8 protein-coding genes are annotated in these 12,817 nt (G+C 63.5%); 4 read left to right on the plus strand and 4 right to left on the minus strand.

The window, feature by feature from the left end; genetic code table 11:
- Positions 1 to 21 precede the first annotated feature (21 nt).
- Positions 22 to 1,512 (plus strand): flavin-containing monooxygenase, encoded by a 1,491-nt coding sequence (locus JQ587_RS25160; protein ID WP_212427066.1) that lies wholly within the window; start codon positions 22 to 24, stop codon positions 1,510 to 1,512.
- 89 nt (positions 1,513 to 1,601) lie between these two features.
- Complete coding sequence (locus tag JQ587_RS25165) at positions 1,602 to 2,675, plus strand: hypothetical protein (RefSeq protein WP_212427067.1); 1,074 nt, start codon at positions 1,602 to 1,604, stop codon at positions 2,673 to 2,675.
- Here the strand turns inward: JQ587_RS25165 and JQ587_RS25170 are convergent.
- From JQ587_RS25170 to JQ587_RS25185, 4 genes are all read right to left on the minus strand, one after another.
- Positions 2,672 to 4,015: a cytochrome-c peroxidase gene (locus tag JQ587_RS25170; protein ID WP_212427068.1), complete on the minus strand. Its 1,344-nt coding sequence runs from the start codon at positions 4,013 to 4,015 to the stop codon at positions 2,672 to 2,674. The genes JQ587_RS25165 and JQ587_RS25170 overlap by 4 nt on opposite strands.
- 17 nt (positions 4,016 to 4,032) lie before the next feature.
- Complete coding sequence (locus tag JQ587_RS25175) at positions 4,033 to 5,742, minus strand: phospholipase C (RefSeq protein ID WP_212427069.1); 1,710 nt, start codon at positions 5,740 to 5,742, stop codon at positions 4,033 to 4,035.
- A 259-nt stretch (positions 5,743 to 6,001) separates the two neighbouring features.
- A complete protein-coding gene (locus JQ587_RS25180) occupies positions 6,002 to 7,213 on the minus strand; it encodes an alpha/beta hydrolase family protein (RefSeq protein WP_249154511.1) in 1,212 nt (403 codons plus the stop codon).
- A gap of 82 nt (positions 7,214 to 7,295) precedes the next feature.
- Positions 7,296 to 8,087 (minus strand): transporter substrate-binding domain-containing protein, encoded by a 792-nt coding sequence (locus JQ587_RS25185; RefSeq protein WP_212427071.1) that lies wholly within the window; start codon positions 8,085 to 8,087, stop codon positions 7,296 to 7,298.
- 258 nt (positions 8,088 to 8,345) lie between these two features.
- Between JQ587_RS25185 and JQ587_RS25190 the strand changes: the two genes are divergently transcribed.
- Positions 8,346 to 9,539, plus strand: coding sequence for an efflux RND transporter periplasmic adaptor subunit (locus tag JQ587_RS25190; protein WP_212299024.1), 1,194 nt, complete (start codon positions 8,346 to 8,348; stop codon positions 9,537 to 9,539).
- Between the two features lie 10 nt (positions 9,540 to 9,549).
- Positions 9,550 to 12,705 (plus strand): efflux RND transporter permease subunit, encoded by a 3,156-nt coding sequence (locus JQ587_RS25195; protein WP_212427072.1) that lies wholly within the window; start codon positions 9,550 to 9,552, stop codon positions 12,703 to 12,705.
- The last annotated feature ends 112 nt before the right edge of the window (positions 12,706 to 12,817 follow it).

A 12,817-nucleotide genomic window follows, 5' to 3' on the forward strand; every position in this document is an offset into this window, starting at 1 on the left:
ACAATGATTGCGAGCCATCCCATGGTCAGCTCCAAGCATGTCTGCGTCATCGGCGCCGGCGTTTCCGGCCTTGCCACCGCAAAGGCGTTCTCCGCCCGCGGCCACCGCGTCACCGTCGTCGAGCGCAGCGCCGATCTCGGTGGCGTCTGGGAGCCGGCACGCTCCTATCCCGACGTGCAGACCCAGAGCCCGAAAGATCTCTACCGCTACACCGATCGCGCCATGCCGGAGTCCTATCCGGAATGGCCGACCGGCCCGCAGGTTCATGCCTATCTCGCCGACTACGCAAAGAGCTTCGGTCTCGACCGCATGCTGCGCCTCAACACCAAGGTCGACGGCATGGCGGGGCGCGCCGACGGCAGACCGGGTTGGACGCTCGCGCTATCAGGCAAGGACGGCACGACAACGAACGACGATTTCGATTTCGTCGCGATCTGCACCGGGCAGTTCAACGAGCCGCGCGAGCTGCATTGCTCGGGCGAAGACGGTTTCCTGGCGCAGGGCGGGCAGGTCAAGCATTCGTCGAAATACGGCGATCCCGCGCTTGCGAAAGGACGCCGCGTCGTCGTGCTCGGCGGGTCGAAGTCCGCGACCGACATCGCCGTGAATGCGGTGAAATCGGGCGCGCGCGAGGTCACCATCGTGATGCGGGAACCGGTTTGGCGGATTCCGTATTTCATCGGCGGGCTCGTGAACTTCAAGCGCATCCTCTACATCCGCGCGCAGGAGGAGATGTTCCCGGGCTGGGGCATCAGCGCTATGTCACGACTGGCGTATCGCATGACCGCACCTCTCGTTTGGGCCAATTGGCGCGGGCTGGAGAGCCTGCTGAAGGCGCAGCTCAAGCTCAACGCGTGCAAGATGGTGCCGAAGGAGCGGATCGAGGACGGCGTCAACTGCTCGGTGCCGATCGCAACGCCCGGCTTCTACCCGATGGTCGCCGACGGCCGCATCAAGGCCGTGTTCGGTACTTTCGATCATTATGTAGGTGACACCATCGTGATGAGCGGCGGCCAGCGCATTGGCGCCGACGTCGCGGTGCTCGCGATCGGCTACAAGCTCGGCGTCCCCTTCCTGCCGGAGGCCTATCAGTCAAAGCTGGTCGATGCGGACGGACAATATCGGCTCTATCGCCTGATCGCGAACCCCGACTTGCCCGACCTCGGCTTCGTCGGCTTCAACTCGTCGTTCTGCACCGTGCTCTGCGCCGACCTCGCCGCGAACTGGCTGGTGCGCTACGCCGACGGGCAGCTCGCGAACCAGCCGACGGCGCAGCAGATGCGAGACAACATCGAGATGATGCTGCACTTCAAGCGCGTCGAACGCCCGGCCGCCGGCGTCTATGGCGGCTTGTGCGTCGCGCCCTATCACTACCGCCATTTCGACGAGCTGATGGCCGACATCGGCGCGAAGACCCGAAAGCGCGGCGGGCTCGCCGGACATTTCCAGCCGCCGAATGCGGATGATTACGCAAAGTTCCTGACCTCGGCGCCGGAGTATCGGGCGGCGTGATGAGATCCGACGATTTGCAACTCGCCAGGCCGCGGGTTTGATGTTTACGATCCCATGATCGACGAATCTCCTGGACATGGGAACCCGCCATGGGACGACGAAGTCACGCCGCCGCCGCCATGGCGGTGCTTGGGCTGATTCTCACAACGCCCTCCGCGAGCCAGGCGCAACCGCTGACGCCAGCCCAATCGGACGCGCAAGCCGCCTACGATCGCGCGCTTGGTGATTTCAAGTCGATCCTGGCCGAGCGGCGCCGCCAGATCGAGGCGAAGCAGCCGCTGCCCAACCTGCCGGGCCAGGCGCTCTATCTCGCGCGCGTCGCGGTGATCAGCACCTACAAGGATCTCACCGACGCAATGCCGTCGCGCATCGGCAAGCCGAACAAGTTCGGGATTCCCCCCGCCTATTTCGATGCCGCCATCGAGCCGTTGGTCGACGAATATGCAGACATCTTCGAGATCATGGAGGCGCCGCCCGCGAGCGCACAAGATTCGGCAACACCGTTCAAGGACGTCGTTGATCTCGGCACCGCGATTGCCCGCGCGAAAGGGCTTGGACCGGCTGACGCTGCCGCCGCGGGCCGCATCAGTCTCGGACTGTTCTATGCTGAGACGAACGGCAAGCAGAATGTCCGCAATGGGCGCTCGAACACCTATATGGGCAGTCTCCAGACCGGCCCGTCCGAGGACCGCAACGGCCAGCGCAAATGGGAGGCCATCAAAGGTACGATCGCGGCTGCAGATCCCGCATTGAACGCGCGCGACGACAAGGAAGAGGCGCGGTCCCGCGGCACCGATCGCCGCTTCAATCACTGGACTAATGTGCGCGACGGCCTCATGAACGCGCATGCTGAACTATTTGCCGAGATTCCGGTAATCGTGAAGACGCTGCCCGATCCGATCGACCAGATGAAGCTGTTTGAGCTGATTCAGATCATCCCGACGCCGACGCGGTCCGCGCTGAGATCGGGCGACCTCTTGAACTATCGGGTGTCCAGCCCCACCATCATGAAGCACTTGCGCAACAACAGCATCTTTGCCTTCGGCAAAACCGACCGCGCGCGAAGCTCGGCGAGCTTCCGGGAGATTCTCGGCGCAATGTGGCTGTTCAAACGGAAGTTCGAGAAGGCGATGGTGAAATACGCTGAATTCAAGCCGCGCTAGTTCTCCACCTTGTATCCGTCCGTCAGCGTTTTCAGGAAGGCGATGACATCGGCCTCGTCCTGCTCCGTCATCGCCGGCTTGTCGCCGGGGTGACGATCGAAGGGCGGATCGGTGACGTCGACATTGGTGTGATAGTTTTGCGGCAGGTCATTGTATTTCTGCACCGTGCCGTCGGCCGCGTGCGGAAACACTTTCTCAGGATTGGTATCGCGGAAATTGTAGAAATCCAGCACCTGTTCGAGGGTTGTGAAGACGCTGTTGTGGAAGAAGGCGCGACGCGTCGCCGTGTTGCGCAGCGTCGGCGTCAGGAACATGCCGCAATATTGCGTCTGCTCGGCAATGTCGGCGCGATGCGGTCCGCAGACGCCGAGATCGAAATAGTTGGGATCGCGGTTGCCGGCGAGCGCGGCGTTCCGCGGCGCGCCGAGCGCTTCATACTGGTGATCGGTAAATATCGGTGGCAAGCCGTCGCGCGTCGGCGCAGAGGTATGACAACCGGCGCAGTTCGCCTTGTCGGGATCGTTGAACAATTGCAGGCCGCGCAATTCGCTCTCGGACAGTCGTACCTTGCCCTCAAGCCAGTAATCGTACTTGCTGGTGTAGGGATGGAAGCTCGGCTCTTCAACCTGGTAGCGCGCAACGGCGAACATCGCTTCCGCGATCAGGAGGCGTTGATTCCTCAGCACGCCGGCGCCGAACAGCTCGACGAAGCGCTGGGCGTAAGGTGCGCGGCGAAGCTTGTCGGCGACGATTTCCGCACTGCCGCCGTCCATCTCGTTGGGATCGAGCAGCGGAAACAGCGCCTGGTCCTGAAGCGTATCGGCTCGGCCATCCCAAAAGAGGCCTCCCTGCGGCACGATGTTCGCCGACGCGCCGGTACCGCCCGCGGTCTTGGTTGTACGCACAGCCTGCTGGCCGAGTGCGGCCATCTGCGCGAGGTCGACGATGTTGTCGTCGTCGCCCTTGTCGGGGCCGATACTGAAATTCGGCTGGCGCTCCAGATAGGTCAGCGACGGAACGGCGCGCGCGCCTTGTCGCAACAAGTCGGCGCCGCCCAGCATCACCGGTCCGTCGTTGGGTGGGCCGTAAGCGTGATCCGGGCTGTGGCAGGATGCGCAAGAGAGCGAACCGGACGATGACAGCGACGCATCGTAGAAGATGTCCTTGCCTAGCAACGCCATCGCAGAAAGCGGCGCGACGGGCGGACGCATGAGATGAACAGGATTAGGGTTGATGCCCGCGAGGTTCACCTCTGCAAGTCCTTGCGTCCCGGCCGCAAAGACGGCGCCGGCCAGAGCGAGCAGGCCGGCGCCGAGGAGCCACAAAGTGCGGCTGTTCATTGTGACGTCCCGTTGGACTAGTGGTGGTGATGTTCGTCCGGCGGGCTGAGGATGACCGTGCCAGCGGTCGGATCGAGGAACAGCGCGTCAGTGCGGAAGTCATGGCTGTGATCGTGCTCGAAGTCGAACAGATCCATGATCGATCCGGTGGTGGCATCGAACGAACCGCTGTCCAGACGCTTGCCCTTCAGCCAGTTGTCTTCGATGAACCGCACTACCGAAGCCTGCGAAATGGCGGTGTGGCTGACGAAGTTGGTCTTGGCGTAGGGCGAGATCACGATGAAAGGCACGCGGGTGGCGGGGCCGCAACGGCCGTTCACCGGCTTGCCGCCGACGCCGGGCAGTTGAGGCTGCTTGGCAACACCGAGGCCGCACTGGCCGGCACCGTTGACCTGGTCGGCAGTCGGGTCGTAGGAGGCGCTGCTGGGCTTGGCGTACGCGTGGTCATACCAACCGTCGGAATCGTCGTAGGTGATGATGACGGCCGTCTCGCGCCATTCGGGCTGCTTCTGGAGGAAGTTGATCAGCTCGACCGTTCCCTGCTGCTCATCAAGAGGATCGGAATAGCCGGCGTGGCCATCCTGATAGGCCGGCAGCTTGACGTAGGATACCGCCGGGAAATTGCCGGCCTTCACAGCTGCGTAGAGGTCCTCGAGGTCGTAGCCGTGATTGGCGGGATCGAGGGTCTTGCCGTCCTTCTGGTAGGTGTGGCCAATCGCGTGGACCGAGCTCGGCCGCAGATGGTTCCAGTTCGCGGTCGACTTGTAGTACTGGAACCAAGCGTGATGCGGAACGTAGTCCGCCTTGGAGGCGCCAACCACGGTTGAGAACGTGCTGCGTGCACAGCCGGTCGTGCCATTCGCGTTGGTCACGGAAAGATCGAAGCCGCCCATGAAAGAGCCCCAGCTGATGCCGGCATCGTTGAGCAGGTCACCGATGTTCTTGCCGGTCATCGTGACCTGCGTCGTGTAGCCCGGGGTGCTGCAAGGATCATAGGCGGGACCGGGATCGCCGATCACCGTGAGGCCCCCCTGGCCGTCCGGGATGATCTGCGTCGCAGCATTGCCGAGCACCGCCACCGCGCCATTGGTCTGGCCCGAAATCACATTCAGCGCGCCGACCGTCGACGGACCATAGGTGTCGGTGTAGGCGTTGTCGTTCATCGAGAAGTGCTGCGCGTAAGTCCAAAGCGCGGTGACGGTGTTGCCGTCAAAATAGCCCATGACCTGGCCGGTCGTTCCGAACGCGCCGACGCCGCCGGATGTGCCGCGCCCCGTATATTTCGGGAATAGATCGGCCTTGCCGTTGTCATAGGCTTGCTGCTCCGCCGTATAGGCGTGATTCTGCGACTGCGTGTTGGCCTGGGTGCGATCGAGACGGAACGGGTCCGTTGCTCCGGCGCCGTTGGCCGGATTGGTGTTCGGGTTGTTCACCAGCAGGTTGGCATTGGCGAGATTGTTGACCTTCGGCGTATGCGGCTTCGGCACGAACGGGATCGAGCCCGAGGGATTGCTGGCATTCGGATAGGTCGCGAAATAATGGTCGAACGACCGATTCTCGTTGAAGATGATCACGAGATGCTTGATCGGCGTTTCGGTATGCATGTGATGCGCATGATGATCACGATCATGGTCACGATCGAAATCTTCGGCAAACACCGGAATGCTGCACGCAAGCGTCGTCGCGGCCGCGAAAATCGCAGCCGTCGTCAAAAATTTGGTTTTCATCTTTGTTTGCCCCGAAGGAGTGATCCGGCGACCGTAGCGATCACGAGTGACAGAGCTGTGTCAGTTTGACGCAAGAGACATCTTGCGCAGTTGTTGGGACAAAATTATTCACAGGCGCGCTTCAGCGAAGCCGCCTCGATCGCGAGCTGGCGTGGCGATGCCATTTATTTCGCGGCCGTTCCGGTTGCTTTTGGCTCAAGGCGAAGGCCTCCAACCAGAAGGCGGCCCCGACAGGAAGGACGCCGTCGCCGGCGAATGCTCATCGATCGAGCGAGGTGAGGTACTGATCGGCGATCGCGCGCCACCGCTCGGGATAGAGCCGCAGCAAATGGCCGTCGCCGGGAACGCCGTGCAGCAGCTCGAACCGCGCGTTTCCGCCTGCGGCCGCGAATGCGTGCTGATATTCGCGGACCAGGTCTTCCTTGTAGAGGCGGTCGTTGTCGGCATAGAGCCAGAGCTGCTTGACCTTGTCGCCCGCGCCGCGGCCGGCATTGGCATAATAGGGCGTGGTCACCGGTCCGTATGGGTACCAGCCGCCGCTAAAATTCACGACGCCCATCACCTCGCCGGGCATGAGACCGGCATAGTGCATGGCGAGGAAGCCGCCGCGCGACTGGCCAGCGAGCAGCACCTTGCCCGGCTTGACGCCGGGCAGCGTGCGACCGTAGGCGATCGCGGATTCGAGATCCTCGACGGCCTCGGCGACACCGGCCGAAACATCGATCAGGCTGCCGTCGTGATCGCGTCCGAAGGTTTCCTCGCCGTTGATCCCCTCGGAGCTGCCGCGTCCGCGACGCATCAGCGCCAGCACCGCAAATCCGTTGTCGCGCAGCCAATGCGCCTCGGTCGAGAACGACCAGGACCTGAGCTGAATGCGGCCGATGTCGGAGCCGTGGGTGAAGATCGCGAGCGGCGCTGACCCCTGCCCTGACGGCGGATAGAACGTGCCCTCGAGCGTGATCGGCCGGGTGCCATCAGGCGTGCGAACCGTGAGGTGCGGAATCCGGACACGCTCGCCGGGCCATGGCCAGTCGATCGGCCGCTCGCCTGCGGCGAGGCGTGCCGGATCGGCGCGGACCAGCGCGCCTGAGGTGACGACACCATTCTTGAGCGTTGCCGTCATGTACAACCGGTCCGGGCCATCGAACGCATAACGGAAGATGCGAAACCCCGTCATGGTCAGCACACCATCGACGACCGTCGCCTGGTCCCGCCACCATTCCCGATTCATTCCGTTGAAGGCCGAGTCCGATCGGGCGAAGACGAGATCGGCATGCCCGTCAGCCCGAACGCGCTCGACAACGAGGATGTGCCGATCATCCTGCCAGGTCCCGATCCACGCGCCCTGGAAGCGCGCGATCTCGGGCGGCACGCCGGATGCCGGCGGCTCCATGTCGAACTGCGGCGGCAACGGCACGATGGTCTCGGGATCGACCGTCAGTGGTTGGGCCTGGGCGCTCTGCATCATCATGACCAGTAACAATGTAGCGGTTGCAATCCAACGTCCAAGCATGTGCGCCCAGTCAAAATCCAATGTGGCCGGATGGGTAAACCTATTCGGTGCGGATCGGCGCGTCCTGCAGGCCGTTATTGTCGTAGGCCTTGCGCAAGGTACCGTTTGTCACTGCCTCGGTCATGAATTTGGTGGCGAACGCCAGAGCCTGGCTGTGGCCGAGCGGGACCGCAACGGCCGTCACCGTCTTCTTGAACGTCTCGTCCAGCACCTTTGTCCCCGGAATCTTCTGCGCCATCTTGTTGAGCTGGTCGCGCGACAGCGCGAAGGCGTCGATCTCGCCGCTCTTGAGAAGGCCGAAGATCTCGTCATAGGTCTGATAGCCCGTGACCTTCGCGTTCTTCAGATGCGCAACGGCGCCGCGCATCGTGGTCGTGGCGTTGACGGCAGCGACCTTGATACCAGGCTGGTCGAGCGTGGCGAAATTGGTGACGACCGAACCGGCCTTGACGATATAGGTGGCGTCCGCGACCTCATAGATCGGGCCGAACATCATCTTGGTCTCGCGCTCGGGGTCTTTCGGCAACCAGGTGACGTCCCAAGCGCCTTTGCCCGCCGCGTCGGTGATCTGCCCGGAATTCTGGTACACGACGTAGTCGACGGGCACGCCAAGTTGCGCGGCCATATCCTTGCCGAGATCGACGGGGACGCCGGCATAGCCCGCCTCAGTCTTGGTCGACCAGAACGCGCCGCCCGCCGGGCTGATCGCGATCGCAACCCGCAGCTTGCCGGTCGGTGCGATCGCGTCTTTCAAGCCATCAGCTAGCGCGGGCATGGCGACCACAGCGGCGAGAACGAGGCCTGTACAGGCCGACCAGAACGGCGTTGGCATGTCATTGTCTCCTCGCGCCTCTTTTCGTGTAGTCCGCCTGCCTCGGTCCGTCCACCCGCCTCGCATCGCGCGCGCGGCCTTTGACACAATTCTGGTCGATCATGCGCTCGGTGAAAAGCGATTTGTCGCGACAAAACTGTCAAAGGCCACGCCGCTGTTTGCAGTGCAAGGGCCGTGACTGCCATGGCTATGGTGTTCCACGGCCGGTCATTTGTTGATAGCCTGCCGCACCGACAGACAATCATCGGGGGCCACCGAATGACCTCAGCAAATCCCGCCCGTCCCGCACAAGGCAATGAAGCGTGGAGGCATATCGGGCGGGCCCTGGCCGCTTCGGCGGCCGTGGTGGCGCTCGCGGCCTGCGAGGACAAGAATACGTTCGTCGCGCCGCCGCCGCCGAAGGTGGACGTCGCAACGCCGGTGCAGCGTCCGGTCACGCGCTATGTCGAGGCCACCGGAAACACCGCGCCGATCAAGAGCGTCGATCTCGTCGCTCGCGTACAGGGATTTCTGCAAACGATCGACTACGCCGATGGCACGTTCGTCAAGCAAGGCACCCAGCTGTTCACGATCGAGCCCGAGACCTACAAGCTCAAGCTCGACCAGGCGCAGGCGGCCGAGACCGGAGCGCAAGCCTCGCTCAAGCAGGCGGAGGCCGACTACAAGCGGCAAGTCGATCTGGTGCAGCGGCAGGCGGTCTCGCAGTCGACCCTGGACACCTCGACATCGACCCGCGACAACGCCCAGGCCAACCTCCAGCAGGCCCAGGTCAACACCAAGCTCGCCGAGGTGAACTATGGCTACACCAAGGTGACCGCGCCGTTCGACGGCATCGTCAGCGCGCACATGGTCTCGGTCGGCGAGCTCGTCGGCGTCTCCTCCCCGACCCAGCTCGCGACCATCGTCGCGATGGATCCGATCTATGTAAACTTCACCGTCAACGAGCAGGACGTGCTGCGCATCCGCGCCGAAGCCGCGCGCCGCGGGCTGACCGCCTCCGACCTCAAGCAATTCCCGATCGAAATCGGCCTGCAGACCGAGACCGGCTATCCGCACGAAGGCAAGCTCGACTACGTCGCGCCGACCCTCAATTCATCGACGGGGACGCTTGCGGTGCGCGGTCTCGTGCCCAACGACAAGCGGGTGCTGTTGCCCGGCTATTTCGTCCGCGTCCGCGTGCCCTTCACCCAGGAGAAGGACGCCCTGCTCGTCCCCGACACCGCGCTCGGCAGCGACCAGGGCGGACGCTATCTGCTGGTCGCCAACAAGGACAACGTCGTCGAGCAGCGCAAGGTGCAGATAGGTCCCACCGACAACGGCCTACGCGTGATCGAAGGCGGCCTGAAGCCCGATGACCGCGTTGTCACGTCGGGACTGCTGCGCGTGATTCCGGGTCAGAAGATCGACCCGCAGCAGACCAAGATCGAGCAGCCGCAGGCCGCGAGCAAGTGAGGCGGCGGTCATGATCTCAAAATTCTTCATCGAGCGGCCGGTCCTCTCGAACGTCATCGCGCTCCTGATGATCCTGATCGGCGGCGTCGCGCTGTTCAATCTCGCGGTCGCGCAATATCCCGATGTGGTGCCGCCGACGGTACAGGTGACGACGCGCTATCCCGGCGCCAGCGCCAAGACCGTGATCGACACCGTGGCGCTGCCGATCGAGCAGCAGGTCAACGGCGTCGAGGACATGCTCTACATGCAGTCCTACAGCGGCTCCGACGGTACCTATACGCTGACGGTGACCTTCAAGATCGGCACCGACCTCAACTTCGCGCAGGTGCTGGTGCAGAACCGCGTCTCCAGCGCGCTGTCGCAGCTGCCGTCCGCCGTGCAGAACCAGGGCGTCACCGTGCAGAAGCGATCGACCTCGATCCTGCTGTTCGTGACGCTAACCTCGCCGGACAAGACCTTCGACAGCCTCTACTTGAGCAACTACGCCACCATCAACATCCGCGACGAACTCTCGCGCCTGCCCGGCGTCGGCAACGTCACGGTGTTCGGGGCCGGCCAGTACTCGATGCGGGTCTGGCTCGATCCCAACAAGCTCCAGGTCCGCGGCCTTGTGCCGCAAGACGTCATCAACGCGATCCAGCAGCAGAGCCAGCAGGTTTCGGCCGGACAGGTCGGCGCGCCGCCGACGCCGCCGGGCCAGGCGTTCCAGTACACGCTCAACGTCAATGGCCGGCTCGACGACACCAGCCAGTTCGAGAACATCATCGTCAAGACAGGCACCAGCGGCGACGTCACGCGCGTGCGCGACGTCGGTTCGGTCGAGCTCGGCGCGCAGACCTACAGCCAGATCTTCTCGCTGAACAAGCAGCCGGCCACCGGAATCGGCGTGTTCCAGTCGCCCGGCGCCAACGCCCTCGAGGTGGAACAGGCCGTCGAGAAGAAGATGGTGGAGCTCGCCAAGCGCTTTCCGGAAGGCATCAAGTACGACACGCCGTTCGACACCACCAAATTCGTGAACGCCTCGGTGCACGAGGTCTACATGACCCTGATCGAGGCCGGCCTGCTGGTGCTGGTCGTGATCCTGGTGTTCCTGCAGGACTGGCGCGCGATGCTGGTGCCGGCGACCACGGTGCCCGTCACCATCATCGGCGCCTTCGCGGCGATGGCGGCGCTCGGCTTCACCATCAACATGTCGACGCTGTTTGCGATCGTGCTCGCGATCGGCATCGTCGTCGACGACGCCATCGTCGTGGTGGAAGGTGCAGCCCACAATATCGAGAAGGGCATGAACGGCCACGACGCCGCGATAAGCGCCATGGACCAGCTGTTCGCGCCGATCGTCGGCATCACGCTGGTGCTGATCTCGGTGTTCTTGCCGGCCTCGTTCCTCGCCGGCCTCACCGGGCGGATCTATTCGCAATTCGCACTGGTGATCGCGGCGACCGCGCTGCTGTCCGCCATCAACGCGGCGACGCTGAAGCCGACCCAATGCGCGCTGTGGCTGCGACCGACCGTGCCGCCGGAGCAGCGCAATTTCTTCTACCGCGGCTTCAACGCTGTCTATAACCGGGTCGAGCGCGGCTACACGCGGCTGATCACGTTCCTGGTGAAGCACGCGACGATCTCGGTCGCGTTCGCGCTTGTCGTGATCGGGCTCAGCGGCTACGGCCTGTCGCGGGTGCCGACCGGCTTCCTGCCGATCGAGGATCAGGGCTATCTGATCGCCGCCGTGCAACTGCCCGACGGCGCCTCGCTCGAGCGGACCCAGAAGGTGCTCGACAAGGCCGCCGACATCATCAAGCAGACGCCGGGCGTCCAGCAGGTCATCACCATCGCCGGAATCTCCGCGCTCGACAACAGCGCGAGCCTCGCCAATGCCGGCGTCGCCTACATCATCCTGAAGGACTGGGATGCGCGCGGCAAAGGCGAGGATCTGCGCTCGCTGGTCTACGGGCTCAACGACAAGGTCGCTGATATCATGGAGGCGCGCACGCTGGTGCTGCCGCCGCCGCCGATTCAGGGCATCGGCAATGCCGCCGGCTTCTCGATGCAGGTCGAGCTCCGCGATGGCAACAGCGATTTCGCCAAGCTGCAGGCGATCACGGGGGCGATGGTCAGCAACGGCCAGAGCCAGAGCGCGCTGCAGCGCGTGCAGTCCTCGTTCCGCTCGTCGGTGCCGCAATTCAACGTCGAGATCGACCGCATCAAGACCCAGACCCTGCATGTGACGACCGACCAGGTGTTCGCGGCGCTGTCGACCTATCTCGGCTCGTCCTACGTCAACCAGTTCAACAAATTCGGTCGCGTGTTCCAGGTCTATACGCAGGCCGATCCTGCCTTCCGCGTCACCGAGCGCGACATCGCCAACATGATGGTGCGCAACTCGAACGGCGACATGATCCCGATCGGCACCGTCGCCACCATCACGCCGGCCACCGGCCCCTCGCTGATCAGCCTCTACAACCTCTATCCCTCCTCGACCGTCATCGGCCTGCCGGCGCAGGGCTACTCTTCCGGCCAATCGCTGAAGCTGATGGAGGATATCGCGGACAAGACGCTGCCGCCGGGCACCGGCTATGAGTGGACTGCGATGTCGTACCAGGAGAAGGCGGTTTCGAATCAGATCTACTGGGTATTCGGCCTCGCCATGCTGCTGGTCTATCTCGTGCTCGCCGGTCAGTACGAAAGCTGGTACGCGCCGATCTCGGTGATCCTGGCCGTGCCGCTGTCGCTGCTCGGGCCGATGCTGATCCTCTCCGGCCTCAAGATCGACAACAACCTCTACTGCCAGATCGGCCTGATCCTCCTGATCGCGCTGTCGGCCAAGAACGCGATCCTGATCGTCGAGGTCGGGCTCGAGCTGCACGGCCGCGACGGCAAGCCGGTCATTGAATCCGCGATCGAGGCGGCGCGCGCCCGCTTCCGCCCGATCCTGATGACCTCGTTCGCCTTCATCCTCGGCGTGGTGCCGCTGGTGATCGCGACCGGCGCCGGCGCCAGCGCGCGCAAGTCGATCGGCATCACCGTGTTCTCGGGCATGCTGGCCTCGACCTGCCTCGCGGTGCTGTTCGTGCCGGCCTTCTTCGTGGTGGTGCAGCGCTTCGAGAACTGGCGCGCGTCGAAGAAGACGCCGAAGACGAAAGCGGCCGTGGAGGTGAAATCTTGAAACAACCCCATGCACAGTAGGGATGGGGTTGATAAATCTCGCGAAAGTTCGACTATACCGAAATTACTTGCTCCGTCGGGCAAAACACCGGCATAATGGCATCATTGGTGGC

The organism is Bradyrhizobium manausense (assembly GCF_018130615.1).
In the GTDB taxonomy this organism is placed as follows: domain Bacteria; phylum Pseudomonadota; class Alphaproteobacteria; order Rhizobiales; family Xanthobacteraceae; genus Bradyrhizobium; species Bradyrhizobium manausense_A.

Coding starts and splice junctions, on each gene's coding strand:
- JQ587_RS25160 (WP_212427066.1), top strand. CDS start 22: ATGGTCAGCTCCAAGCATGTCTGCGTCATCGGCGCCGGCGTTTCCGGC.
- JQ587_RS25165 (WP_212427067.1), top strand. CDS start 1,602: ATGGGACGACGAAGTCACGCCGCCGCCGCCATGGCGGTGCTTGGGCTG.
- JQ587_RS25170 (WP_212427068.1), bottom strand. CDS start 4,015: ATGAACAGCCGCACTTTGTGGCTCCTCGGCGCCGGCCTGCTCGCTCTG.
- JQ587_RS25175 (WP_212427069.1), bottom strand. CDS start 5,742: ATGAAAACCAAATTTTTGACGACGGCTGCGATTTTCGCGGCCGCGACG.
- JQ587_RS25180 (WP_249154511.1), bottom strand. CDS start 7,213: ATGATGATGCAGAGCGCCCAGGCCCAACCACTGACGGTCGATCCCGAG.
- JQ587_RS25185 (WP_212427071.1), bottom strand. CDS start 8,087: ATGCCAACGCCGTTCTGGTCGGCCTGTACAGGCCTCGTTCTCGCCGCT.
- JQ587_RS25190 (WP_212299024.1), top strand. CDS start 8,346: ATGACCTCAGCAAATCCCGCCCGTCCCGCACAAGGCAATGAAGCGTGG.
- JQ587_RS25195 (WP_212427072.1), top strand. CDS start 9,550: ATGATCTCAAAATTCTTCATCGAGCGGCCGGTCCTCTCGAACGTCATC.